Origin of the sequence: Mycobacteroides sp. LB1, assembly GCF_013449725.1 — a bacterium.
GTDB lineage: Bacteria > Actinomycetota > Actinomycetes > Mycobacteriales > Mycobacteriaceae > Mycobacterium.
Genome location: NZ_JACCFF010000001.1, coordinates 1,605,170 through 1,630,122, shown reverse-complemented (window position 1 = coordinate 1,630,122; position 24,953 = coordinate 1,605,170). Strand labels below are relative to the sequence as shown.

Annotated in this window: 16 protein-coding genes; 12 read left to right on the top strand and 4 right to left on the bottom strand. The window is 66.6% G+C overall.

What is annotated here, in order from left to right:
• The first annotated feature begins 32 nt into the window (after positions 1–32).
• Positions 33–9,914, top strand: coding sequence for a hypothetical protein (locus MLB1_RS07940; RefSeq protein ID WP_180747721.1), 9,882 nt, complete (start codon positions 33–35; stop codon positions 9,912–9,914).
• On the opposite strand, the gene MLB1_RS07935 is transcribed toward MLB1_RS07940, so the two are convergent.
• Positions 9,911–10,690, bottom strand: coding sequence for a DUF4878 domain-containing protein (locus tag MLB1_RS07935; protein ID WP_180749114.1), 780 nt, complete (start codon positions 10,688–10,690; stop codon positions 9,911–9,913). The genes MLB1_RS07940 and MLB1_RS07935 overlap by 4 nt on opposite strands.
• Positions 10,691–10,839: 149 nt before the next feature.
• Between MLB1_RS07935 and MLB1_RS07930 the strand changes: the two genes are divergently transcribed.
• Both MLB1_RS07930 and MLB1_RS07925 read left to right on the top strand, forming a co-directional pair.
• The gene (locus tag MLB1_RS07930; RefSeq protein WP_180749112.1) at positions 10,840–11,256 is read left to right on the top strand and encodes a DUF3151 domain-containing protein; all 417 of its coding nucleotides are present in this window, start codon (positions 10,840–10,842) and stop codon (positions 11,254–11,256) included.
• A 132-nt stretch (positions 11,257–11,388) separates the two neighbouring features.
• Positions 11,389–12,300: a cation diffusion facilitator family transporter gene (locus MLB1_RS07925; RefSeq protein ID WP_180749110.1), complete on the top strand. Its 912-nt coding sequence runs from the start codon at positions 11,389–11,391 to the stop codon at positions 12,298–12,300.
• 32 nt (positions 12,301–12,332) lie between these two features.
• On the opposite strand, the gene MLB1_RS07920 is transcribed toward MLB1_RS07925, so the two are convergent.
• Positions 12,333–13,097 carry a site-2 protease family protein gene (locus tag MLB1_RS07920; RefSeq protein WP_180749108.1) on the bottom strand — a complete coding sequence of 255 codons (765 nt, stop codon included), beginning with the start codon at positions 13,095–13,097 and terminating at the stop codon, positions 12,333–12,335.
• A 9-nt stretch (positions 13,098–13,106) separates the two neighbouring features.
• The gene (locus tag MLB1_RS07915; RefSeq protein WP_180749756.1) at positions 13,107–13,772 is read right to left on the bottom strand and encodes a peptidase M50; all 666 of its coding nucleotides are present in this window, start codon (positions 13,770–13,772) and stop codon (positions 13,107–13,109) included.
• Positions 13,773–13,920: 148 nt separating this feature from the next.
• Here MLB1_RS07915 and MLB1_RS07910 point away from each other — a divergent pair, with 148 nt between their 5' ends.
• The gene (locus tag MLB1_RS07910) at positions 13,921–15,216 is read left to right on the top strand and encodes an adenylosuccinate synthase (protein WP_180749106.1); all 1,296 of its coding nucleotides are present in this window, start codon (positions 13,921–13,923) and stop codon (positions 15,214–15,216) included.
• The gene (locus tag MLB1_RS07905) at positions 15,213–15,875 is read left to right on the top strand and encodes a PaaI family thioesterase (RefSeq protein ID WP_180749104.1); all 663 of its coding nucleotides are present in this window, start codon (positions 15,213–15,215) and stop codon (positions 15,873–15,875) included. Before MLB1_RS07910 ends, MLB1_RS07905 begins: the two co-directional genes overlap by 4 nt.
• A 4-nt stretch (positions 15,876–15,879) precedes the next feature.
• Here MLB1_RS07905 and MLB1_RS07900 read toward each other — a convergent pair whose 3' ends face one another.
• A complete protein-coding gene (locus tag MLB1_RS07900) occupies positions 15,880–17,460 on the bottom strand; it encodes a Na+/H+ antiporter (RefSeq protein WP_180749102.1) in 1,581 nt (526 codons plus the stop codon).
• A 60-nt stretch (positions 17,461–17,520) separates the two neighbouring features.
• On the opposite strand from MLB1_RS07900, the gene MLB1_RS07895 reads away from it, so the two are divergent.
• The 7 genes from MLB1_RS07895 to MLB1_RS07865 all read left to right on the top strand — a co-directional run bounded on the left by MLB1_RS07895 (position 17,521) and on the right by MLB1_RS07865 (position 24,938).
• On the top strand, positions 17,521–17,847 hold the full coding sequence (locus tag MLB1_RS07895) for a UBP-type zinc finger domain-containing protein (RefSeq protein WP_180749101.1): 327 nt from the start codon (positions 17,521–17,523) through the stop codon (positions 17,845–17,847).
• 62 nt (positions 17,848–17,909) lie between these two features.
• Positions 17,910–19,283, top strand: coding sequence for a formate-dependent phosphoribosylglycinamide formyltransferase (gene purT, locus MLB1_RS07890; RefSeq protein ID WP_180749099.1), 1,374 nt, complete (start codon positions 17,910–17,912; stop codon positions 19,281–19,283).
• Positions 19,280–19,729 carry a nuclear transport factor 2 family protein gene (locus tag MLB1_RS07885; RefSeq protein WP_180749095.1) on the top strand — a complete coding sequence of 150 codons (450 nt, stop codon included), beginning with the start codon at positions 19,280–19,282 and terminating at the stop codon, positions 19,727–19,729. The genes purT and MLB1_RS07885 overlap by 4 nt, the downstream gene beginning before the upstream one ends.
• Before the next feature lie 14 nt (positions 19,730–19,743).
• The gene (locus tag MLB1_RS07880; protein ID WP_180749093.1) at positions 19,744–20,169 is read left to right on the top strand and encodes a rhodanese-like domain-containing protein; all 426 of its coding nucleotides are present in this window, start codon (positions 19,744–19,746) and stop codon (positions 20,167–20,169) included.
• On the top strand, positions 20,166–21,398 hold the full coding sequence (locus tag MLB1_RS07875; protein ID WP_180749091.1) for an O-succinylhomoserine sulfhydrylase: 1,233 nt from the start codon (positions 20,166–20,168) through the stop codon (positions 21,396–21,398). The genes MLB1_RS07880 and MLB1_RS07875 overlap by 4 nt, the downstream gene beginning before the upstream one ends.
• Positions 21,399–21,460: 62 nt before the next feature.
• Positions 21,461–21,934, top strand: coding sequence for a hypothetical protein (locus MLB1_RS07870; protein WP_180749089.1), 474 nt, complete (start codon positions 21,461–21,463; stop codon positions 21,932–21,934).
• Between the two features lie 10 nt (positions 21,935–21,944).
• Positions 21,945–24,938: an RND family transporter gene (locus tag MLB1_RS07865; RefSeq protein ID WP_180749087.1), complete on the top strand. Its 2,994-nt coding sequence runs from the start codon at positions 21,945–21,947 to the stop codon at positions 24,936–24,938.
• Positions 24,939–24,953 lie beyond the last annotated feature (15 nt).

Here is a 24,953-nt window from a genome sequence, read left to right as displayed (position 1 = left end):
TGTGCCGGATGGTCAGGCAAGTGAGGCAGCCCATGCAGTTCTCGCGATCTAAGAGGGCCCTCGCAATATTTGCGACAACCGTCGTTGTCGCGGGCGGCAGTAGTTCGGTTTCCCGGGCGGTCATCGAGCAGCAGCGCTCACTATTCAGCGGCGACGCCAGCCTGGCGGCGCTCTCGGGTGCCTGGTCTGAGGGCGCAGTCGTGCCAAGCTCGGGGCCCGCGTCCGAGGCGCAGGGTTACGCGGACACCGCAGCTGGGGCGGCTGCGGTCGCCGATCTGATGGCGAAGGCCGCCGCAGACGCGGCTGCTCGTGCGGCGCTGCGCAAGGCTGAAGCAGGCAAGGCCGCTGCGGATGCCGCGGCCAACCCGGCGGTCGCAGAGTTACAAGCGAAGGCCGAGGCCGCTGCCGCGGCCGCTGAACAAGCCCGTCATGACGCCGACAATGCCGCACAGGCAGCGCACGTGGCGCAGGCCGCTCTCGATGCGGCCGCGGCCAGCCAGAACAGCGCATCGGCCACTGCGGCGGCCAATGAGAAGGCCTACCAGGACGCGCAGGTCGCCGCCGCTGCGGCACTTGCTCAGCAGCAGGCAGCAGATGCCGCCAAGGCTGCCGCCGAGAAGGCCTTCGCCGATGCGCAGAGCCATGCGGCGGTGGGGGATAAGGCCTATCAAGACGCCAAGGCTGCACTGGATGCCGCCACGGCCCAGCAGCAGGCTGCGAATGCGGCGAAGGCTGCCGCCGACATTGCGTTGGCCGATGCGCAGGGCAAGGCGTCTGCCGCTTCCTTGGCCTTGGCCGACGCCGCTGCCGCCAAGACGGCGGCAGATAACGCTGCAGCAGATGCGTTGGCGGCCAAGACCACTGCGGATATCGAGCGCGCGAACGCCGCCAAGATCGCGCAGGATGCCGCTACGGCAAAGGATGCCGCCGCGCAAAGGGTCACCGATGCGGCGAAAGCCGCGGCTGATGCTGCGGTGGTCAAGGCTGCCGCCGAGAAGGCTTTTGTCGATGCGCAGAGCCATGCGGCGGTCGGGGATAGGGCCTATCAAGATGCCAAGGCTGCGCTGGATGCGGCCAGTGCGGACAAGGCCGCCAAGGATGCCGCCAAAGTTGCCGCTGACAAGGCACGCGCCGATGCCGACAAGATCGCGCAGGATGCCGCCGCAGCGGCGGCAACGGCTGCGGCTAACGACACAGCGGCGGCGGCCGCCTCGGATGCTGCAGCGGCGGCGAAGTCGGCTGCTGATGTGGCGTTGGCGGATGCGGGCAGGGCTGCTTCGGATGCTGCGGCGGCTAAGGATGCTGCTGCGCTGAAGGCTGTTGATGCGGCGAAGGCTTCTGTTGATGCGTTGGCGGCCAAGAACATTGCTGATGCCGCCTTGACGGATTCGCAGGCCAACGCTGCGGCCGCCGCCTCGGCGTTGGCTGGTGCCACCGCAGCCAAGGCTGCCGCCGATGCCGATAAGTCGGTGAAGGATGCGGCGAAGTCGGCTGCTGATGTGGCGTTGGCGGATGCGGGGAGGGCTGCTTCGGATGCTGCGGCGGCCAAGGATGCTGCTGCGCTGAAGGCTGTTGATGCGGCGAAGGCTTCTGTTGATGCGTTGGCGGCCAAGAACATTGCTGATGTCGCATCGACGGACGCGCAGGCCAAGGCGGCGGCGAGCGAATCTGCATCGGCCGCCGCGACCGCCGCGAAAGTGGCTGCCGATCAGGCTGCTTCGGATGCGATGGCCGCCAAGACTGTTGCGGATCAGGTGGCGGGTCAGGCGAAGACTGTTGCGGATGCGGCCACCGCGGATAAGGCCGGAAAGGACGCGGCGAAGGTCGCCGCGGATGCCGATAAGTCGGTGAAGGATGCGGCGAAGTCGGCTGCTGATGTGGCGTTGGCGGACGCGGGGAGGGCTGCTTCGGATGCTGCGGCGGCCAAGGATGCTGCTGCGCTGAAGGCTGTTGATGCGACCAAGGCCGCTGCCGATGCTGCCGCGGTGAAGACGGCTGCTGAGACGGCTTTTGCCGAAGCGCAGAGTCATGCTGCGGTCGGCGATAGGACCTATCAGGATGCCAAGGCCGCGCTGGATGCGGCCAACGCTGATAAGACCACCAAGGATGTCGCCAAGACTGCCGCGGATGCGGCGTTGACGGATGCGCAGGGCAAGGTGGCGGCCAGTGATCGGGTGTTGGCGGATGCCACAGCGGCCAAGGTGGCTGCGGATCAGGCTGCGGCGGATGCGTTGGCTGCTAAGACTGTTGCGGATCAGGTGGCGGGTCAGGCGAAGTCGGTTGCGGATGCGGCGAATGCGGATAAGTCGGCGAAGGATGCGTCGAAGGCTGCGGCGGATGGTGCGGCCGCGGATGCGTTGGCGGCTAAGACTGTTGCGGATCAGCTCGCTGCGCAGGCGAAGTCGGTTGCGGATGCGGCGAATGCGGATAAGTCGGCGAAGGATGCGTCGAAGGTGGCTGCGGATCAGGCTGCGGCGGATGCGTTGGCGGCTAAGACTGTTGCGGATCAGGTGGCGGGTCAGGCGAAGACTGTTGCGGATGCGGCGAATGCGGATAAGTCGGCGAAGGATGCGTCGAAGGTGGCTGCGGATCAGGCTGCGGCGGATGCGTTGGCGGCCAAGAACACTGCCGATGCCGCGTTGACGAATGCGCAGGCCACGGCAGCCGCCAGTAACCAGGCCTTGGCCGATGCCTCTGCCGCCAAGGCGGCCGCCGACGCCGATAAGTCAGCCAAAGACGCGGCCAAGGCCGCGGCCGACACTGCAATGGCGGATGCGAATGGCGCCGCCGCAGCGGCGGCAGACGCAGTGACGCTTGCGGGCCAGAAGGCCGCCGCTGCGGGCAAGGCTGCCAACGATGCCGCTGCCGCCAAGGCCACTACCGACAATGCGCTAGCTAATGCTGTACAGACAGCATCAGCTGCCGCCGCAGCCAAGTCCGCTGCGGACCAGCAGGTTACGGCTGCGGATCAGGCTGCGGCGGATGCGTTGGCTGCTAAGACTGTTGCGGATCAGCTCGCTGCGCAGGCGAAGACTGCTGCGGATGCGGCGAATGCGGATAAGTCGGCGAAGGATGCGTCGAAGGCTGCGGCGGATGGTGCGGCCGCGGATGCGTTGGCGGCTAAGACTGTTGCGGATCAGGTGGCGGGTCAGGCGAAGACTGTTGCGGATGCGGCGAATGCGGATAAGTCGGCGAAGGATGCGTCGAAGGTGGCTGCGGATCAGGCTGCGGCGGATGCGTTGGCGGCCAAGAACACTGCCGATGCCGCGTTGACGAATGCGCAGGCCACGGCAGCCGCCAGTAACCAGGCCTTGGCCGATGCCTCTGCCGCCAAGGCGGCCGCCGACGCCGATAAGTCAGCCAAAGACGCGGCCAAGGCCGCGGCGGATCAGACAGCAGCACAAGCAAAGTCGGCCTCAGACGCGGCGAATGCGGATAAGGCAGCCAAGGATGCTGCCAAAGCTGCGGCGGACGCGGATAAGGCTGCCAAGGATGCTGCCAAGGCCACCGCCGACGCCGCGTTGGCGGATGCGCAAACCAATGCGACTGCGAGTAACCAGGCCGTGTCGAATGCCCAGGCGGCGTTGACCGCGGCGAACACCGCCAAACAGAACGCAGACACGGCGAAAGTCAATGCGGACAAGGCATTGAGCGATGCGCAGAAGGTCGTCGACGCCATTCAGAAGGCCAAGGATGATGCGACAGCCGCCACTGCCGAGGCGCAGCGCACCCAGACCGTCTACCAGCAGGCGCACACTGCCACCGTGGCCGCGCAGCAGCAGCGCGATCAGGCCCAGGCCGACGTCACCTACTACACAACCAACCTCGTCGGCATCGCGTTGAACCTGACATCGCTGGGCACGCTCTTGGCTGGAGCTCAACAGCGACTCACCACGGGCAATGTCGCGGTGACGCAGGCGCAGGCAACCGAGGCCACTGCGAAGACCACCGCTGACAACGCGGCCGCAGCCAAGACCGCCGCCGATGCCGCCGTGGCAACCGCGGTCAGCCAAGAGCCGGCGGCGATCGCGGCGCGCAATGCGGCACAGACCAACGCGAACACCGCCAACAACAACGTCACGGCTGCCGCCCAACAGGTCGGCACTGCGCAGCAGGCCGTCACCACCACGACGGCAGCCAAGGCTGTGACCGACCAGGCGTTGACTGATGCGGCCAACGCGGCTGCGGCCGCGGCTGCCGCCAAGACTGCGGCGGATCAGAAGGCGGTTGATGCCAAGACCGCCGCGGACGCGGCTGCAGCGGTGAAGGCCACTGCGGATCAAGCGCTGGCAGCTGCGAATAACGCCGCGGCAGCCGCGTTGGCGGCGAAGACCGCGGCCGATCAGAAGGTCCTCGATGCGCAGCAGGCCGTCACCGCCGCCACGACGGCCAAGACCACCGCGGATGCGGCGGTGGCAGATGCGACCAGCGTGGCCGCGGCCGCGGCTGCCGCCAAGACTGTGGCGGATCAGCGGGCGGTTGATGCCAGAACGGCTGCGGATGCTGCTGCGGCGGTGAAGGTCACTATGGATAAGGCGTTGGTGGATGCGGATAAGGCCGCCGGTGATGCGGCTGCCGCCAAGATCGTGGCGGATCAGCGGGCGGTTGATGCCAGAACGGCTGCGGATGCTGCTGCGGCGGTGAAGGTCACTACGGATAAGGCGTTGGTGGATGCGGATAAGGCCGCCGGTGATGCGGCTGCCGCCAAGACCGTGGCGGATCAGAAGGCGACCGATGCGGCCGCAGCCGTCACTGCTGCGGATGCCGTCAAGGTCGCTGCCGACAAAGCATCGGCCGATGCGGCGACCGCGGCCACGGCTGCGGCGGATACCGCGACGGCCAAAGCTCAGGATGCCGCCGCCGCCAAGGCAGCCGGGGATGCCGCCGCCGCGGCGAAGTCCACGGCGGATGCAGCATTGACGGATGCGCAGACCAACGCTGCCGCGAGCGATAAGGCGTTGACAGATGCCGTTGCGGCCAAGGCTGCGGCGGATGCAGATAAGTCGGCGAAGGATGCCGCGAAGGTTGTCGCGGACGCCGCGTTGGCGGATGCGACGAACGCTACTGCCGCCGCATCGGCAGCCAAGATGGCCGCGGATCAGAAGGCGGTTGATGCCAAGACGGTCGTGGACGCGGCGACTGCGGCGAAGGTCAATGCGGACAACCTATTAACGGGTGCGACGCAGGTGGCCGCGGATGCCGCGACAGCCAAGACGGCTGCGGATCAGCAGGCGGTTGACGCCAAGTCGGCTGCGGATGCTGCTGCGGCGGTGAAGGTCACCGCCGATACGGCGTTGGCAGATGCGGATAAGACCGCTAGTGATGCGGCTGTCGCCAAGACCGCCGCGGACACGAAGGCCGCTGACGCCGCCAAGGCGGCCGCGGATGCTGCTGCGGCGAAAGCCATCACCGATAAGGCACTGACCGATGCAGGCAAGGCGGCCACCGATGCCGCAGCGGCGGCCAACGACGCCGCAGACAAGGCATCCGCAGCCAAAACGGCTGCGGATGCGGCCGCTGCGGTGAAGGTCACCGCGGATAGGGCGTTGGTGGCTGCGGATCAGGCTGCGGCGGATTCCGCGACTGCCAAGAGCGTGGCAGATCAGAAGGCCGCGGAGGCGAGGGCTGCGGCGGATGCCGCCACCACCGATAAGGCGGTCACCGACAAGGCGCTTGCCGATGCGGACAAGGCAGCGGCGGATGCGGCGGCGGCCAAAGCTGCGGCAGACCAGAAGGCCGTTGATGCCAGGACGGCATCGGATGCGGCGGCCGCCGCGAAAGCTGCCGCCGATAAAGCACTCGCCGACGCCGATAAGGCTGCGACAGATGCCATCACCGCCGCCACGGATGCTGCCGACAAGTCCGCAGCCGCCCAAGCCGCCGATGACGCGGCGGCAGCGATAAAGGCCAATGCGGACAAGGCGGTCACGGACGCGGGTAAGGCGGCGACCGATGCCGCGGCGAGCGCGGGAGAGGCCGCAGATAAGGCAAATGCCGCCAAGACGGCCGCCGATGCGGCGGCTGCGGTGAAGGCCGCAGCGGATACGGCATTGGCCGATGCGGGTAAGGCGGCGTCGGATGCGGCGGCCGCGAAGACTGCTTCGGATCAGAGGGCGGTTGATGCGGGTGCCGCTGCCGATGTAGCGGCCGCCGCCAAGGTGGCTGCCGACAAGGTTTTTGCGGATACCTCACAGGCCGCTGCGGACGCGGCCACCGTGGCGAAGGATGCTGCCGATAAGTCCGCGGCCGCGCAGGCTGCCGATGATGCCGCCGGTGTGGCTAAGTCTGCGGCGGACAAGACGTTCGCGGATGCGGGTAAGGCGGCGTCGGATGCGGCGGCCGCGAAGACTGCTTCGGATCAGAAGGCCGCTGATGCCAAGACGGCCGCGGATGCGGCGGCAGCGGCGAAAATCAACGCGGACACCGCGTTGGCAGATGCGGATAAGGGCGCTACCGATGCCGCCACCACGGCGAAGGATGCCGCCGATAGGGCCGTCGCCGCTGCCAACGCCGCGGTCGACGCGTCAGCGGCCAAGGACACTGCGGACCAGAAGGCTGCCGATGCGACGAAGGCCGCGGCGGATGCGGTGGCGGCCAAGGCTGTTGCGGATCAGAAGGCAGTGGCGGCCAAGGCTGCCGCTGATGCTGCCGTCGCCGCTAAGGCCGCAGCCGACAGCTCCTTGGCCGCTGCGAGCAGTGCTGCTCAAGGCGCGGTTTCCGCATCGGATGCGGCAGGTGTGAAGGTTACCGATGCGGCCCAGGCCGCCGCCGCTGCGGAAGCTGCGAAGGTGCTCGCCGACAAGGCATTTGCCGATGCCGATAAGGCAGCCAAGGATGCGCTATCCGCCGCCGACGTGGCGAATCAGGCGGCGTCGAGCGCTAATGCAGCTGCCGCAGATGCTGCCGCGGCGAAAGACGCCGCGGACCGCAAGGCCGCGGATGCCGCGAAGGCTGCCGTCGATGCCGCAGGCATCAACGACGCTGCGGACCGGACGGCGGCCGAGGCCAAGATCGCTGCCGATGTTGCCGCGGCGGCGAAGACCGCCACGGATTCCGCACTGTCAGACGCGGACAGGGCAGCCACGGATGCCGCCGCGGCGAAGGCTGCGGCCGACCTGAAGCTTTCCGGCGCTGCCACGACGGCTGATGCCGCGGCCGCCGCGAAGGCCGCAGCCGATAAGGCGTTGGCGGACGCGAATGCTGCTGCCAAGGCCGCGGTGGATGCAGCCAAGAGTGCCGGTGACAAGGCGGCCCAGGATGCCAAGGCCGCCGCCGACGCCCAGGCTGCCAAGGCTGCTGCCGATAAGGCGCTGGCCGATGCGGCGAAGGCGGCCCAGGATGCACAGGCCGCCAAGGACGCGGCCGCAGCCCAGGCCACACACACCGCAGATGCGGTCAAGGCGGCGACCGATGCGGCCGCCGCCGCGAAGTCTGCGGCAGAACAGGCGGTTGGCGACCAGAAGGCCGTTATCGACGCGGCAACGCAGGCCGGTGTCGACAAGGCGGCGGTCGACAAGGCCGCAGCTGATGCCTTGCGCTCGGCCGAAGCTGCCGCGGCGTCCTCGGCGCGCGCCGCTGCCGCCGCCAAGGTATTCGACGAGGCTCAAGCCGCGGCCGCGCGTGACCGGGCGGCTGCCGAGCAGGCATTGAAGGATAAGGATGCGGCGGCGCAGGCCGCGGCCGCCGATTCCGCCAAGGCTGCCGAGGATCGTGCCGCCGCCGCCAAGATCGAGGCGCAGAGCGCTTCCGATGCCGCAGCGGTCCAGGCAGCGGAGGGCGAGGCGGCCTTCCAGAAGCTGGCGGCGGAGAAGGCTGCGGCTGACCGTGCGGCCATGGACAAAGCAGCACAAGAGGCGAAGCAGCGTCTCAATGTCATTGCGGCCGATTGCCGTCCGATCTTCGCCGAGGCGGCGGCGGCCGCGCAGACCGATCCGAAGGCTCAGGCGGATCAGAAGGTCCAATCCACTGAGGCGCAGGTCGGCTCGGCGGCGCAGTTGGCCCAGGTTCGGGATACCCGGCAGTCATCTGCCGAACGATCGGTAGCCGATAAGACCGCGACCGCCGAGAGCGCGGGCACCGCGGCCGGAGCGGCCCTGACCGATGCGACGACCGCTCGTGCCAAGGCCGTCGAAACCGCGACCCAGGCGGCCACGGCGCAGGCTGCGGTGGATACGGCGGTGAGTGCCGGGGCCCCGTCGCCCGAGGTTGCCGAGGCTCAGAACGCGGCCCGAATTGCCGCGGAGCAGGCCGATGAGGCCGAGCGCGCTGCGCAAGCCGCCGAGGCATTGGCCGCTCAAGCCACGGCCGCGGCACAGTCGGCGGCCGGCGACCGAGTAGCCGCAGAGGCGGCCGCCACGGCAGCCGCAGATCAAGCAGCCGCGGCAAAGGCGGACGCACAGCGGGCCGCCGAGCTACTGGCGACCGCGCAGCAGCAGGCAGACGGTTACGCGGCGGCCAAAGCTGCCGCCGATAAGGCCGCGGCCGATTACACGGCCGCTGCGGCACGGGACCGTTTGGCGTCGGCGAAGTCGGCCGAGGAAAAGGCCATCGCGGAGCGGGCCTACGCCGACTGCGTGTCCGGTGCCGCAGGCAAGTGCGGCGCCACGAATGTCGGTAACGGGGGATCGGCGTGGAATCTGTTCGGCGGGCGGCCGCTGTTCGGCCCAGGTGGCCTGATCATCGGTGACGGTGGCCTCGGCCAGGACGGCGGTCTGCTGATCGGCAACGGCGGCAAGGGTTTACCCGGTCAAAAGGGCGGTAACGGCGGCCTGCTGTTCGGCAACGGTGGCGTCGGTGGCGATGGCCTACCGGGACAAAAGGGTGGTGACGGCGGCAATGCCGGACTGATCGGTACCGGCGGCGTGGGAGGCAAGGGTGGAGACGCGTCTGCGACGGCCGACGGGAAATCCGGTGTCGGCGGCGCGGGCGGTACCGGCGGTAAGGGTGGCGCCCTTGCCGGTGATGGTGGTGCCGGTGGCAAGGGGGGCGAGGGCAGCAACTTCTTCACCGGTACGTCCACCGGGGGTGTCGGTGGTGACGGTGGCAATGCGGGGCTACTCGGTACCGGTGGCACTGGCGGTCAGGGCGGCACCTCCAACTCGTTCGATACCCGGACATCCGAACCGGGCACCGGTGGAAACGGCGGTGTCGGCGGTAGTGGTGGGGTGATCGCGGGCAGCGGTGGCGCCGGTGGTGCGGGCGGTGAGGCCAAATCGACCTATGGGGAGACCAAGGGCGGCACCGGTGGTGTCGGTGGCTCCTCGGGTGCGCTGGCCGGTGACGGAGGTTCGGGCGGCGCCGGCGGGGCTTCGTCGAGCCTGGGCGGCACGGCCGTCGGCGGTAATGGCGGTGACGGCGCCAACTCGCACGCGGTTGTCGGGAACGGCGGTGGCGGTGGTGCCGGAGGTAAGGCCGAAACCTCACAGGGTGTGGTGAAAACGGGTCCTGCGACCGGTGGATCCGGTGGTGCCGGTGGCAAGTCGGGTGCCGTTGGTAACGGTGGTGGCGGTGGTGCCGGCGGCGATGCAACCGGTAACGGGGACAAGGGTAAAACCAACACCGGTGGCGCCGGTGGATCCGGTGGCAGCTCCCAAGGTCTGGGCAATGGTGGTGCTGCTGGCCACGGTGGCCACTCGCATGCGGTGGACGGGGACAGTAAGGGCGGCGCCGGTGGTACCGGCGGTAATGGTGGCCCCATTCACCGGGGCGGTGCCGGCGGCAATGGTGGGAACTCGTCGTCCGTGAAGGGCTCACGCACGGGAGGGGCCGGTGGCCCCGGTGGACGTGGCGGTGTCGCGGGCAAGCCGGGTGAGGCGGGTTCTAGCTCGGCCGGCAGTCCCGATGGTGCCAGTAGCTCGAAGTCGGCAAGCACCTCATCGGGCGGTTCCACCTCGTCCTCGGGTGGCACGAACTAGTCGGACTGGCAGATCTTCCATTCCTTATCGCGGAACTGCAGATCGAAGCTCCGCGATGACCGGGTCTGCGGTGCGAACGCCATGAACGAAGTGACGTTGGCCTCGGCATGTTCGCCGTTGACGACTACCTCGTCGACGCTGGCCACCACCGGGTATTGCTTGGCGGCTGCCACCTTCTGGTAGGTCTGTGACCACTCGGTATCGGGGTAGCGGACGTAGCTGTCGCGGGTCTCGCCGCAGGTGATTGTCCGCAGCGCGGCCAGGTTGCCGGTCTGAATGGCGTTGTCGTAGCTCTGAATGCTGTTGCGCACCAGTTCTTCTTGCGAAGCTTTCGGGGTGCTGGTGCGCGAGATGATGACGGCGGCAAGCACGATCACGGCGGCCAGCGCGGCCACGACGAGCGCGAGTGCGATCACCCAGCCCCAGCTGCGCTTCTCGTCCTTGCGCGGAGCGATGGTTTCGGGGGTTGCGGCCTTGGCGCGCAACTGTGGTGACAGCGGACGGATGAGCTCGGTCTTCGGATCATCGGCGACGGGCACGATCATCTCGGTCTTGTTGGCATCGAATCCCGGCGCCGTGTAACGCGGAACATCAGGCTTGGCCGGAGCCATCACGACGGTCTGGGCGTCATCGGGTGCGGGGACCGGGCCGGTGTCGGTGGTGTCGGCTGGTTCCGTGATGTTCGCGGTGCCTTCCGGCTGCTCGGTGGAGTCCGCAGGCTTGCCGCTGGGTGCGTCGGGCTTGGCCTCGGGGTTTCCACCGGTGGGGTTCGCCATGCGTCTGTTTCCTTATCCGTACATAACGCTTTTCGCGCAGCGCCTCATCGATCTGGGATCGACCGGGCCCACCCTATCGTGATCGCGGCAGACGGTTGGCGTCAGAATGGTTTCCATGAGTCTTCCCCCCGAGTCCTTCCTCAAGTCCAATGCGTGATCTGCTGGGTCCCGAGCCGGTGCTGCTGCCTGGTGACGAAGACGCCGAATCGGCCCTGCTCAACGGCCAGGATCCCGCGGCGGTGGCGGCGGCGTGGCCTGCCGCATCGATCGCCTGGGCGGAACTGGCCGAAGGCGCGCTGGACGATGACGGTTCCATCGGCAGCATCGTCACTGCCTACGCGTTCGCTCGCACCGGGTACCACCGTGGCTTGGACCAGTTGCGGCGGAACGGGTGGAAGGGCTTCGGTCCGGTGCCGTACTCGCATGAGTCCAATCGCGGCTTCCTGCGCGCCGTAGCGGCCCTGGCACGCGCCGCTCAGCTGATCGGCGAGGACCATGAGTACGCGCGGTGCTGCGATCTGCTCGACGACTGCGATCCGGCGGCCCGTCCCGCGCTCGGTCTGTAACTCTCCTCCCCCGACACGCCGTCTCGTGGCGGCCTCATGCGATACGAACCTGCCGTAACGCGGCGTGTCGGCGGACGCATTGACCTATGCGAACATTTGCATATAAGTTCGGATAGGTCGAAGGGAGCCGCAGTGGGAGTAGGGCACGATCACGGGCGTGTCGCCGATCCGGCCGACGCCCGGGTGGGGCGCATGGTGGTGTCCCTGGGCATCGTCGGGTCGTTTTTCATCCTGGAACTCGTCGTCGCCCTGCTGATCAACTCGCTGGCTCTGTTGGCCGATGCCGGTCACATGCTCACCGACCTCGTCGGTCTCATCATGGGGCTCAGTGCCATCTCGTTGGCCCGCCGTGGAAGTGCGTCCGCGGCAAGGACCTACGGCTGGCACCGGGCCGAGGTCCTCACCGCGATCGTCAATGCGGCGCTCCTCACGGGTATCGCGGTCTTTGTCATGTACGAGGCGGTGGAACGTCTCACCAGCGGCGCACCCCCGGAGGTCCCCGGCCTGCCGATGATGGTCGTCGCGCTGGCCGGGCTTGCCGCCAACGTGGTGGTGATCTGGCTGCTGCGCTCGCATGCCGAGAGCAGCCTTGCGGTCCGAGGTGCCTACATGGAGGTGCTGGCCGACGCTGTCGGCAGCGTCGGGGTGCTGGTGGCCGCCATCATCACTCTCACCACCGGCTGGAAGTACGCGGATATCGTTGTCGGCGTCCTTATTTCGCTGTGGATCCTGCCGCGGGCGTTCGCGCTGGCGCGGGCCGCGCTGCGCATCCTGACCGAAACCTCGCCCAAACACATCGATGTCGAGGAGCTAAGGGCGGCGCTACTCGCGGTGGACGGTGTGAGCAGTGTGCACGATCTGCATGTGTGGACCCTGGTGCCCGGTAAGGACATGGCCACCGCACACCTGACCAGCACCGCCGACGCGGCGCAGGTGCTGAAGGCCGCACGGCTAGTGCTCACCGAGCGCGGTCTGCCCCATGCCACCATTCAGGTGGAACCGCCTGAGGCGCAAGAGCATTGCGAAGAGCACGCCAACTGGTAGATGAGCCGCTCGCGCCAAGACCGCAGGCCCGGCTAGAGCAGCTTGGCCCAGAAGCGAAACAGCCAGCCGCCCAGTCGGGCGAGGTCGGGTTCGACGCCCAATGATGCGACTATCCAGTAGACGGCATCGAAGAATGCTTGGTTGATCGGTGGCACCATCAGCAGCACGAACAGGATCAGGAACCCGAACGTCTTGAAGGTCTCCAGCGAGCGGCGCGTCTGTGGGTTCAGATGCGGTTCGAGTGCGCCGTAGCCGTCCAGGCCGGGTACGGGTAACAGGTTGAGCACCACCGCCGTCACCTGAAGGAATCCGAGAAAGGCCATCGCCGCCCAGAACACCGCATGGTCGCGATCGAAGAAAAGCGTTGTCGCCCCCAGGATCAGCACTGCAAGCGCGGCGTTCGCGCTGGGCCCGGCCAGGCTCACCAGGGTGCGTTGGCGATTGCTCATCCCGGCGGTGTGTACATACACCGCGCCGCCCGGCAGCCCGATACCGCCGAGAGCGATGAACACCAGTGGCAGCGCCAAGGACAGCACCGGGTCGGTGTATTGGAGCGGGTTCAACGTCAGATACCCGCGCGCTCCGGTATCGCCGAAACGCCATGCGGTGTAGGCGTGCCCGAACTCGTGCAGGCACAGCGACACCACCCAGCCGGCGAGCACGAAGACGAACACCCCACCGCGTGCCAGTGGCTCGGTGGAGTTGCCGCCCCACCATGCGGCCACCGCCCCGGCGATGGTGAGCGCGACGAGCGCCAGAAATACCGGGCTGGGACGGACGGACTGCTTGACGTTCACGGGCAAAAGCTACCGGACGAGCAGCCATCCCTGCTGATGCCGATAGAACGTCGACCTGGTCACCGGACGAGGGCCCGCGACACCGTCACGGACGACAACGGCGCCCTCGGTGCCCAGCTGAACTGCCCTTCCGGTGGCCCAGTGGCGGGGAAGGAGCCGTGGTCGGCGCCGTACCGAGGCCCGCAGGCCCGGTACCGACTCGGTGGGCTCGACGTCGACGGTGGCGGCGCCATCGGAGGGACCGAACAGCAGGGTGTCATCGACTGTGGCCTCGCCGATGACGGTCTGCCATGAGGCGCGCCCGGCGAGGGCGGTGCCGGTGTCGTCTCGGATGAGCGGCACCCGGTGTGCGCTGCCATCGCGTGCCCGTCGTGCCGAACCGAACCTGATCCGGTAGATCCGCCGCGCGCGTGAGCGGCGGTCCGGTACGAAACCTAATTCCACATCCAGCTTCTCGGCACGCATCAGCCGGGTCAACACCTGTCCGAGGTCATCGTCCCCGCCGACCACGATGAGCCGCCTCGTGCCGTCCGGGAGTCCATCCACGAGTGCGCGTAGCCCCTCGGCGCCGTCCGGCCGGTCGGTGGGCAGTGCCCGCAGCGCATGCGGCAGCCGCCGCGCACCGAACAGCAAAACTCGCGCCGATGCGGCCCCTGTGGTGCTTGTGATACTCAGCGCAGCTCCTTTTTGCCCGTCCAGATACGCACAAAGCCTGTGGCCTCGGATACAGTGACTCACCGGCTGAACAACATTTTGCACGCGCAGCGCTGCGCCGCGATGGCCCGCGGTGTGGGCTGCCTCCAGGAAGCGCAGAGAAACGCACATGCCGGCAATAGTCCTGATCGGCGCCCAATGGGGTGACGAGGGAAAAGGCAAGGCGACCGACCTGCTCGGTGGCTCGGTTCAATGGGTAGTCCGCTACCAAGGCGGTAACAACGCCGGACACACTGTCGTGTTACCCAACGGGGAGAACTTCGCCCTGCACCTGATCCCCTCGGGGATCCTCACCCCGGGGGTGACGAACGTCATCGGCAACGGGGTCGTCGTCGACCCCGGAGTGCTGCTGACCGAGCTCGCGGGTCTCGAGGAGCGGGGTATCGACACCGGCCGCCTGATCATCTCGGCGGACGCGCATCTACTCATGCCGTATCACGTGGCGATCGACAAGGTGACCGAAAGGTACCTGGGGTCCAAGAAGATTGGCACCACCGGCCGCGGTATCGGACCCTGCTACCAGGACAAGGTGGCGCGTATCGGTATCCGTGCGGCCGATGTGCTGGACGAGGAATCGCTGCGGCAGAAGGTGCACGCCGCACTGGAATTCAAGAACCAGGTGCTCATCAAGATCTACAACCGCAAGGCCCTCGATCCCGACCAAGTGGTCGACGGGGTGCTGGAGCAGGCCGAGGGATTCAAGCATCGCATCGCCGACGCCCGCCTGCTCCTCAATCAGGCGCTGGAACGCGGCGAGACGGTGCTGCTGGAGGGGTCCCAGGGCACGCTGCTCGATGTCGACCACGGCACGTATCCGTTTGTGACGTCCTCGAATCCAACCGCGGGCGGTGCATCGGTGGGCTCGGGTATCGGTCCCACGCGGATCAACACCGTGCTGGGGATCCTGAAGGCCTACACGACGCGGGTGGGTTCGGGTCCGTTCCCGACGGAGCTGTTCGACGAGCACGGCGCATACCTGGCCAAGACGGGCGGCGAGGTGGGCGTCACCACCGGCCGCGCCCGGCGGTGCGGATGGTTCGACGCCGTCATCGCCCGGTACGCCACCCGGGTCAACGGCATCACCGACTACTTCCTGACCAAGCTGGACGTGCTGTCGAGTCTGCAGACGGTGCCCATCTGTGTCGGGTACGAGGTGGACGGTAAGCGCACCAGTGAAATGCCGATGACGCAGAGCGAGATCTACCGCGCCACACCGGTTTACGAAGAGCTTCCGGGCTGGTGGGAGGACATCTCCGCTGCGCGTGAGTTCGCCGACCTGCCCGCCAAGGCCCAGGACTATGTGCTGCGCTTGGAGGAGCTGGCCGGTGCGCCGATGTCGTGCATCGGTGTCGGACCGGGCCGGGATCAGACGATCGTGCGGCGGGACATACTCTCGAGGTCATGACGGCCGATGCGGACAGACTCGCCGCACTGCATGAAGAGATGAATCGGGCGATCCGTGAAATCCGCGGCGGAGGGTTCCCGCAGTACTCGCCGTCCTCGGTCGGTCCGGGCTTTGGGCGATTCCTGACCGCCATGCGGAAGCTCCAGAGCCTTGCGGTGTCCGCCGATATGGACGATCCGGGCTGGGATGAAGCCGCCGATCTCACCGAGAAGCTGGTCGAGCTGATGGCCCCGCACCAGGCGGCCGAGGGCGTCGGACCCGCCAATCGGGTTGCCGACGAACCGGCGAATGGACATCTGCTGCTGCCGCCGTGGTTCATCGACACGGCCGGCCCGGACGGCATCGAGGCCCACGGGGACTTCCCCCGGTACTACCTGGGCGGCAACGGTGCGGTACATGGCGGCATCCTGCCGCTGTTGTTCGATCACCTCTTCGGGATGACGGTGATCATGGCGGGCCGCACCATCAGCCGTACGGCCTTCCTGCACGTCAACTATCGGCAGGTAGTTCCGATCGAGGTCCCGTTGACGGCTCGTAGCCGCATCGACGAGGTCGATCGCCGCAAGGCCTTTGTCTCGGCGGAGCTGTACGACGCGCACGGCACGGTGCTGGCCGATGCCAACGGGCTCATGGTGCAGCTGCTGCCCGGCCAGCCCTGACCTCTTACCGGTCGGCCTGATTCATGGTGGCCTCTTCGAGGTCGAGGCCCCGGAGCACGGTGCGTAACACCTCGTCGTCGATATTGCCGGAGTCGCGTTCGGCGATGAACACCTCGCGCTCCACCTCCAGCATCTCCAGGCGCAGGTTCCGGAAGGCCGCCATGGGGCTCTCACCGGCGTCCTCGTCGCTCCGTCCGAGGCGCTCCCATGCCGCGTTACGCCTGCGGGTGTTCCAGTGCCGCAATATTTCGGCGGCACGGCTCCGCACGTTGGTGTCCTCGATACCGTCGTTGTCATCGAGCAGTTCCTCGAGACGGTCGGCGGCAGCGCGGGCGGCCTTGTCCTGAGCCGCGGCCTCGGCGAGGGCGTCCTTGCGTTCGTCATCGCTTTGTACGCCGAGGACCCGGATCACCCATGGCAACGTAAGACCGTGTAGCAGCAGGGTTCCCACCACGACCACAAAGGTCAGGAACACGATGTGCGGATGTCCGGGCAGTGGCTCGCCGGTGACGGTGGTGAGAGGTACCGCGAAGGCCATCGCCAGGGACACCACGCCACGCATACCTGCCCACGCCACCACGAAAACCCCACGCGCCGAGGGGCGTTGGCCAGGTGGCCGCAGGTAGGCGAATGCGAAGACGAACAGGATGCGTACCACGATCACCGTTGTCAGTACCGCGATCGAGGACAGCACGATGGTGCTGAAGGACAGTCCCCGAAGTCCTTCGATCACCTTAGGCAGCTGCAACCCGATGAGCAGGAACGCGAAGGATTCCAGCAGCAGCTGAACGGCCTTCCACACTGCGTCGTCCTGTAGCCGGGTGGCGTATCCGGCGTGCACCGAGCGGTGACCCAACATGAGCCCGGCGACCACGACGGCGATCACGCCGGAGCCATGAATCTCCTCGGCGAGCAGGTACGCGAAGAACGGCACCACCAGGCCGATCGCGCTCTCGGACAATGGATCGTCGAGCTTGCACCGGATGATGTTGACCAACTTGCCGATGACGAAACCGACGAACAGCCCGCCCACGGCGGCGAGTGCGAATATTTTGAGCCCGTCGGTCACGGTGGCGCCGAGCCCGATCGCCACGGCGATCGCCACCCGATACGCGGTGAGCGCGGTCGCGTCGTTGAGCAGGCTCTCGCCGCCCAGCAGCGTCATGATGTTGCGCGGCAGTCCGAGGCGTCGGCCGATGGCGGTGGCCGATACCGCGTCGGGCGGTGCCACGATGGCACCGAGCACCAGCGCGCCGGCCAGTGGCAGCTCGGGGACGGTGTAGAACGCCACGAAGCCCACCGCGACGGTGGTGAGCAGCGGCAGTATCACGGCGAGGCCGCTTACTGCTCTGATGTTTTTACGCAGGTTGACGTAGGAACTTTCCAGCGCCGTCGTGTAGAGCAGCGGGGGGAGGATCACGAACAGCACGAGGTCGGGATCCATCTCGATGGGCGGCAAGCCGGGGATCGCGGTGGCCGCCAATCCGGCCACGACCAGCACCAACGGCGAGGGAAGGCCGAATCGCCGGGAAATCGCCGCCAGCACCAGCGCGGCCGTCAGTACTGCCAGCAGGGAAACGTTCACGTTCGTATTGTGTGCGGTGTCCGGACTGGCAGGGTAAGCGGGCAGAGGAGGTGGGTAGAGATGAGACGGCTGTTTCGACGTGGGGCGGCGGTATCCGAGTCGGCTGGGTCGACAACGGGCGGTGGCCTATGCCCCGAGCTGGCCGCTGCCGTTGGCCAAGATCCACAACCCCGGACTCCCGGTGAGTGCGAAGACTGCGCGGCATTGGGCGAGCAGGTGTGGGCACATTTGCGGATGTGCCTGGAATGTGGCCGGGTCGGCTGTTGCGATTCCAGCCCCCACCAGCACGCCACTGCGCATTTTCACTCCTCCGGGCATCCAGTGATGCGTTCACACGAGCCGGGGGAGAACTGGCGTTGGTGCTATGTCCACAGCACTCTTGGTTGATGGCCTGTGGCAATCTGGCACGCTAGGCACGGTCCGATAGGGCAACAGAGCGACCAGAAGGCGTGGAGGGCATCGTGGTGACGCAGGAGGGTTCGCCCCCCAGCGAGCAGGGTTCGACGGGGTCAACCGGCACCACCGTCGAATCTGAGCCCGTCGAATCCGGGTCGGTTACCGAGGACGCCATCCGCGCCACAAACGGCGCCAGGTCCGGTTCCAACGCAGCCAAGACGCCCGAAGCGGCCAAGGCCACGAAGCCCGAGCCGCAGCCGGAACCTTCCAACGCGAACCGCACCACCGTGATGCTGCTCGGCTCGGGTGAGCTGGCCAGGGAACTGGCGATCTCCTTCCAGCGCCTGGGCGCGGACGTAGTGGTGGTGGACTCCAGGGAGGGCGGACCCGCCCAGGATGCGGCGGACCGTACGGTGCTGGCGCCGATCGATGAATCGGAGCGTCTGTTCGAGCTCATCGAGAAGGAACGACCCCGTTTCGTGGTGCCCCTGGTGGAGACGGCGTCCGGGGATGCGCTGGACAAGGTGGCCGAGCAGAAAGTCGCCCAGGTGATTCCTACCGTCAAGGCGGTCCGACTCGCCCGCGACCGCGAGGCGATGCGCCGGATGGCGGCCGATGAGCTCGGCTTGCCCACACCCGCGTTCTGGTTCGCGAATTCGGTCGAGGAGCTGCACGAGGTGCTCGAAACCTCGGGTTTCCCGGCGGTGGTGCGCCCGGTGTCGGCGACATACGGCCAAGGCCAGTCGGTGGTGCTGCGTGACAGTGATGCCGAACCGGCATGGGAACAGGCCATCGCATCCAGCGTCGGAGGCATCCAGCGGGTGCTGGTGGAGACCGCGGTGGAGATCGACTACGAGATCACGTTGCTCACCGTGCGGACGGCCGGGGTTGGCGGCGCGACGAGGCTTTACTTCTGTGAGCCCATCGCGCACCGGCAAAGCGGAACCGACGCGATGCAGATGTGGCAGCCGCAGCCGCTGAGCCAGGCGGCCCTGGAGCTGGCACGGTCGATCGCCGCGCGGGCGGTTAATGCCCTTGGCGGGCATGGTGTTTACGGTGTCGAACTGTTCGTACGCGGTGACGAGGTGTACTTCTGCGATGTGAGTGCGCGGCCCTATGATTCCGGGCTTGTGACGGTGCGGTCACAGCGACTGTCGGAGTTCGATATGCACGCGCGTGCGGTCTTGGGTGCGCCCATCGACACCATCCTGGTGTCGCCGGCGGCCGCCGAGGTGGTCTACGGAGACGGTGACGGTCCGTCACCCCGGCAGCTCGATGAGGCGCTCCAGGTACCGGAAAGTGATATTCGGGTGTTCGGACACGCGGAAACCCACCGGCGCCGCCGCATCGGGGTGGGACTGGCGACCGCCCCCAACACTGCGCTGGCGCTCACGCGCGCGCAGCAGGTCGCCAGGCATCTCCGATGACGCCGCAGGAACAGGCATCGGATTCCGAGGATGGGGCCAGCATCGCCCCGTTCATCGCCGGAGCGGTGATCTTTGGAATCGTGGTGATCGGTATCGCCGTATCGGTGATCTTCCGGTCGAGTGACGGCCTCACCGAAGAGGGCCGAGTGGGGCGGGCTGTTGTTGCGCAGAACGACGCACTGCAGCGACGCGCGTACGCCGACTATGTGGCGAACAGCTGTCGGGCGATCGTCACTCCAGAGCAGAATCTGATTGCCGCGCAGGACAAATCCGAGGCATCGCGCGGAAACCGATATGTGGATGACGTCAAAGACGTCAAGATCAGCGGGGATGCCGCCACCGCACAGGTGACCTATCACTACATGAAATCCGAGGACAACAAGCTCACCGCCGCCGCCACCCTCACCAAGGAAGACGGCTCGTGGAGGGTGTGCACTCAGTACTAATAGACTGGCTCTTCGTGGGCTACGCAGGAGATATCACCCCCGAGGCGGCGTGGGCGCTGCTGAAGGAAAACCCAGAAGCCGTGCTCGTGGATGTGCGCACGTCGGCCGAGTGGAAGTGGGTCGGAGTTCCCGACCTGACAGAGCTCGAGCGCGATGTCGTGTACGTCGAGTGGACCCGTTCCAACGGCCAGCACAATGACGACTTCCTCGACGAGCTGGCGGCCGCGGGCGTGACCGGGCCTTCCGAAGGGGATAACCGGCCCGTGGTGTTCCTCTGCCGGTCCGGTAACCGCTCGATCGGCTCCGCGGAGATCGCGACGGAGGCGGGAATCGCGCCCTCCTACAACGTGCTTGATGGCTTCGAGGGCAATCTCGATGAGCACGGGCACCGAGGCGGCGTGGGCTGGCGCGCCATCGGTCTGCCGTGGCGGCAGTCATGAACCAGACTCCGGACGGCATTCCTTCTGTCCGCATTCCGAAAGCCCTGCCGGACGGGGTGAGCCAGGCGACCATCGGGGTGCGCGGCGGGCTGCTGCGCTCCGGATTCGAGGAAACCGCCGAGGCCATGTACCTGACGTCCGGGTATGTGTACGAGAGCGCGGCGGCCGCGGAGAAGGCGTTCACCGGCGAGGTCGACCGGTACGTGTACTCGCGATACGGCAACCCGACGGTCTCGATGTTCGAGGAGCGGCTGCGGCTGATCGAGGGCTCGCAGGCGGCGTTCGCGACGGCGACGGGCATGTCGGCGGTCTTCACCGCGCTGGGTGCGCTGCTGGCCGCCGGCGACCGGCTGGTTGCCGCGCGCAGCCTGTTCGGTTCCTGTTTCGTGGTCTGCAATGAGATCCTGCCCCGCTGGGGTGTGGAGACCGTGTTCGTCGACGGCGAGGACCTCTCTCAGTGGGAGGAGGCGCTGTCGGTTCCGACGCAGGCCGTTTTCTTCGAAACCCCTTCCAACCCAATGCAATCGCTTGTCGATATCGAGGCGGTGTGCACGCTCGCGCATGCGGCGGGCGCAAAGGTGGTGCTGGACAATGTCTTTGCCACTCCGCTGTTGCAGCAGGGTATCCCGCTCGGTGCCGATGTGGTGGTCTACTCAGGTACCAAACACATCGACGGCCAGGGCCGGGTGCTTGGTGGTGCGATTCTGGGTGAAACCGAGTACATCGAGGGACCGGTCAAGACGCTGATGCGGCACACCGGGCCGGCTCTCAGCCCGTTCAATGCCTGGACGCTGGTGAAAGGCCTTGAGACGCTGGCGGTTCGAGTCAATCATTCGAACGAATCCGCGCTGCAGATCGCGCGGTTCCTGGAGCAGCATCCGGCGGTTCGTTGGGTGCGGTACCCGTTCCTGGAGACGCATCCGCAGCATGAGCTGGCGAAGCGTCAGATGCGCGGCGGCGGAACCGTCGTGACATTTGAACTCGATGCCGACGGCGATGCCGGTAAGCAGGCCGCCTTCCGGGTGCTCGACGGGACGTCGCTCATCGATATCTCCAATAACCTGGGCGACTCCAAGTCGCTCATCACTCATCCCGCCACGACGACGCACCGCGCGATGGGCCCGGACGGGCGGGCCGCGATCGGGCTCTCCGATGGCGTGGTGAGGCTCTCCGTCGGGCTGGAGTCGACAGAGGACCTCATTGCCGACCTGGAACGGGCGCTGAGCTAACTAGGGCTAGCTTTAGTTAGCAGGGGCTAGCACTCCTCGATTCTTCTTTGTAGTATTCCGCCATGGCGCAACGAAGCGTTCATGTCGCGGTACTCGTGTTTGCCGCCGCATTGATGACGACGGCTGTAACTGCCTGTTCGATGTCCGATTTCGTGGGCGGAGCCGTAGAACGCACCACGTATCCGCCGGTCACGCCCATACCGCAGCCCCCGCCCGGGGTCAGCATTCTGCCCGCTGACTTTCCGAGCGATATCCCTGTCGTCAAGGGCACATATCGCCAAGATGCCGAGGGCGATTCGCGGACCCTGGCCGTTAGAGGTGTCGACGCGTCGGCGGTGGCCGCGGCCGGCAAGCTGCTCACCGATGCCGGATTCGAACATCAAACCGTCATGGGCCAGGACGCCTACCTCAATTCCAAGTACACCGTCATGGTGGTCGGCGACGACCTCGGCGGAACCTTCACCCTCCGATACACCGTCATGTCGATGACGGGTGTGCCATCCATGCCGAGCATGATCTTCCCGCCGCTGATTTGAGGAGCTGACGATGTCGCACCAATACAGTCCGGCGTTCGAGCGGGCGGGGCGCTTCGTGGCGAAGCACGCCAAGCTGGTGATACTGGCCTGGCTCGCGGTCGGGGTTCTCGTCAACACCGCCTGGCCGCAGCTGGAGCGGGTGGCCAACGAGCACTCGGTGAGTCCGCTGCCCACGGGTGAGGTGAGCCCGGCGCTCGCGTCGATGAAGGAGATGGGAAAGGCGTTCGGCCGTCCCGGCATCGACAACGCCGTCATCATCGTGATGCACAGCGATAAGGGCTTCGACGCCGACGCGCAGGCCCGCTACGCGGCGCTGATCGACCGGCTCAATGGGAACAAGGAGTACGTCACCTTCGTCCAGGATCAGCTGGGCGATCCGCGGATGCGGAATAACCCGGTGGCTCGCAAGCAGGTGCTCAGCGAGGACGGCACCACCTGGTACGCGATGGCGGGCCTGGGCGGGGATCTGGGTACTCCGTTGGCGCAGCGGGCGTATCGCTCGGTCGATGATCTGGTGAAGCAGACGTTCGCCGGTTCGGCCACCACCGCGAATATCACCGGGGCGGCGGGAACCGTCAGCGATATGGGCAACGCGGCGTTGGGAGATCTGCCCAAGATCGGCGCCGTGACCGTGGTTGTCATCGGCCTGATCCTGCTGTTGGTGTTTCGGTCGTGGTTCACCGCGATGCTGCCCCTGCTGGTAATGGGAATGAGCCTGCTCATCGCTCGTGGCGTCATCGCCGGGCTCGCCGATCGCGGTCTGGTTCCGGTGTCCTCGGTGTCGGCCGGACTGATGATGGCCGTGTTGATGGGGGCGAGTGTCAACTACACGGTCTTCCTGGTGAGCCGGTACCACGAACGAATACGCGCGGGGGAGACCCCGGAGGACGCCCTGGCACACGCCTGCGGCTCGATGACCCGGGTCATTCTGGCGACGGCCGCCACGGTGGCGATCGCGAATATCGCGCAGCTGACCGCCAAGCTGGCCTTTCTCGCGGCATCGGGACCCGCGGTGTCGATGGGTGTGATCGTCGCGTTCTTCGTGGTCACCACCATGCTGCCCGCGACACTGAGCCTGGCCACAAAGCGTGGGCTCGGCCTACCGGGGCCCGATCGGGCGGGGGTGTATTGGCATCGCATCGGCGTGACCGTCGTGCGACATCCGTGGCCGGTATTCGCCGCGGCCACCGCAATCCTGTTGGCCGCCGCGGCCTTCGTCCCCTTCATGCGGCCCAGTTTTGACATGTCGAAGGTGCTGCCGGAATCGGCCCAGTCAACGCAGGGCATGCGCACCCTCAACGAGCATTTCCCCGCCAATTCGACGATGCCTCAATACCTTTTGGTGCAGGCACAGTCGGATCTGCGCACCCCGCGCGCGCTGGCCGATCTGGACCAGATGGCCGAGCGCATCTCGCAGCTCAGGGGTGTGGGGAAGGTTGTCGGCATTACGCGGCCCGACGGCAACAAACTCACCCAGGCCACCCTGGCGTGGCAGATCGGGTACATGGGAACGCAGATCGACAAGACCAGCGGTCAGGTCAACGCCGACCTACGGCCCCAGCTCGAACGGATGTCAAAGCTCGCCGATGTCATGTCGGCGATGACTAATGAGCTCGGCGACGGGGACCTGGCTCGGATGCAGCAGATGATGCCGCAGATGTTGTCGATGGCGAAAGAGGTTGGGGAACAGCTCGATCGGTACCAGTCGCTGATATCCCAGATGGGCACCGTGGCGGGGATGGTGGACCAGTTGGCCAAGATGGGGCCCTCGGTGGAGGCGACGTTCTCCGCGCTCGACGCCGGGGCGTCGTTGACCCAGACGCTGGCCCAATCTCCGTTCTGCCCGGTGCAGCCGGACTGTGTGAAGTTGCGAGATCAGCTGATCGAGCTGCGCGACACGGGCCCGCTCTCCTCGGTGGAAAGTCTGCGCGAGTCGGTGCGGGCGGTCACCGGCGGCAAGACGATCACCCAGCTGCTGAGCGATATGAATGGTCAGTTCAAGCAGATTCGTGGACTACTTGCGAAATTACCTGAGATGGAACGGAAATTCGAGCGCATTTCGGGCTACTTCCAGCAGCTGCAGGGGCTCGGCGTCGACATGAACTCCGTCAAGACGATGGGCGTTCGGATGCGTGATCTGAACACCCAGTTGGAGGACACCGTACGGTCCATGGGCGAGGCCGCCGTCACCCTGCAGACCATCAGCAAGGACTCCAATTCGCCTGCGGCATCGGGATTTTCCATGCCGCAAGCGATGCTGCAGAATCCTGGATTCAAGGAGCTGAGTTCGGCATTCCTGCAGGAAGACGGTCGTACCGCGATGTATCTGATCCAGTCGCCGCTCAATCCGTATGGGCCCGAAGCGATGCAGTTGAGCCGCGATATGGAGCGCGTCGGCAACGAAGCCACACCCAATACCGCGCTGGCCGGTGCCACGGTTTCGGTCGGTGGGTTCCCGGCCATCAATGCCGACCTGAAGAAGGCGTATAACAGCGACCTGCGAGAAATCATCGGGGTGACACTGCTCATCATCTTTCTGGTGATGTGTCTGCTGCTGCGGGCGGTCGTCGCGCCGCTTTACCTGCTGGGTACGGTGCTTCTCACCTACATCGCGTCACTGGGCATCGGCGTGCTGGTGTTCCAAGTTCTCCTTGGGCAACAACTCGATTGGGCTGTCCCGGCCATGACCTTCGTACTTATCGTCGCCGTCGGGGCCGATTACAACATGCTGTTCATCTCGCGCCTGAGGGAGGAGAGCACCCGCAATATGCGGGTCGGCATCATTCGGACCGTGCGCCAGACCGGCTCGGTGATCACCTCGGCCGGGCTGGTGTTCGCCGCCAGCCTGTTGGGCATGATGGTCGGCTCGGTGAACCAGATGGTGCAGATGGGCTTCATCATCGGCGTGGGCATTCTGCTGGATACCTTCATCGTCAGGACCCTGATGGTTCCGACCCTCGCGCAGGCCTTCGGCAAGCTGAGCTGGTGGCCGTCCAAGGCGTGACGGGGCATGGGCCTG

What these genes read in the sequence shown, in the direction of transcription:
- MLB1_RS07875 (WP_180749091.1), top strand. Translation starts at nt 20,166, where the DNA reads ATGAACCAGACTCCGGACGGCATTCCTTCTGTCCGCATTCCGAAAGCC.
- MLB1_RS07905 (WP_180749104.1), top strand. Translation starts at nt 15,213, where the DNA reads ATGACGGCCGATGCGGACAGACTCGCCGCACTGCATGAAGAGATGAAT.
- MLB1_RS07885 (WP_180749095.1), top strand. Translation starts at nt 19,280, where the DNA reads ATGACGCCGCAGGAACAGGCATCGGATTCCGAGGATGGGGCCAGCATC.
- MLB1_RS07865 (WP_180749087.1), top strand. Translation starts at nt 21,945, where the DNA reads ATGTCGCACCAATACAGTCCGGCGTTCGAGCGGGCGGGGCGCTTCGTG.
- MLB1_RS07910 (WP_180749106.1), top strand. Translation starts at nt 13,921, where the DNA reads ATGCCGGCAATAGTCCTGATCGGCGCCCAATGGGGTGACGAGGGAAAA.
- MLB1_RS07930 (WP_180749112.1), top strand. Translation starts at nt 10,840, where the DNA reads ATGCGTGATCTGCTGGGTCCCGAGCCGGTGCTGCTGCCTGGTGACGAA.
- MLB1_RS07940 (WP_180747721.1), top strand. Translation starts at nt 33, where the DNA reads ATGCAGTTCTCGCGATCTAAGAGGGCCCTCGCAATATTTGCGACAACC.
- MLB1_RS07935 (WP_180749114.1), bottom strand. Translation starts at nt 10,690, where the DNA reads ATGGCGAACCCCACCGGTGGAAACCCCGAGGCCAAGCCCGACGCACCC.
- MLB1_RS07895 (WP_180749101.1), top strand. Translation starts at nt 17,521, where the DNA reads ATGAGACGGCTGTTTCGACGTGGGGCGGCGGTATCCGAGTCGGCTGGG.
- MLB1_RS07870 (WP_180749089.1), top strand. Translation starts at nt 21,461, where the DNA reads ATGGCGCAACGAAGCGTTCATGTCGCGGTACTCGTGTTTGCCGCCGCA.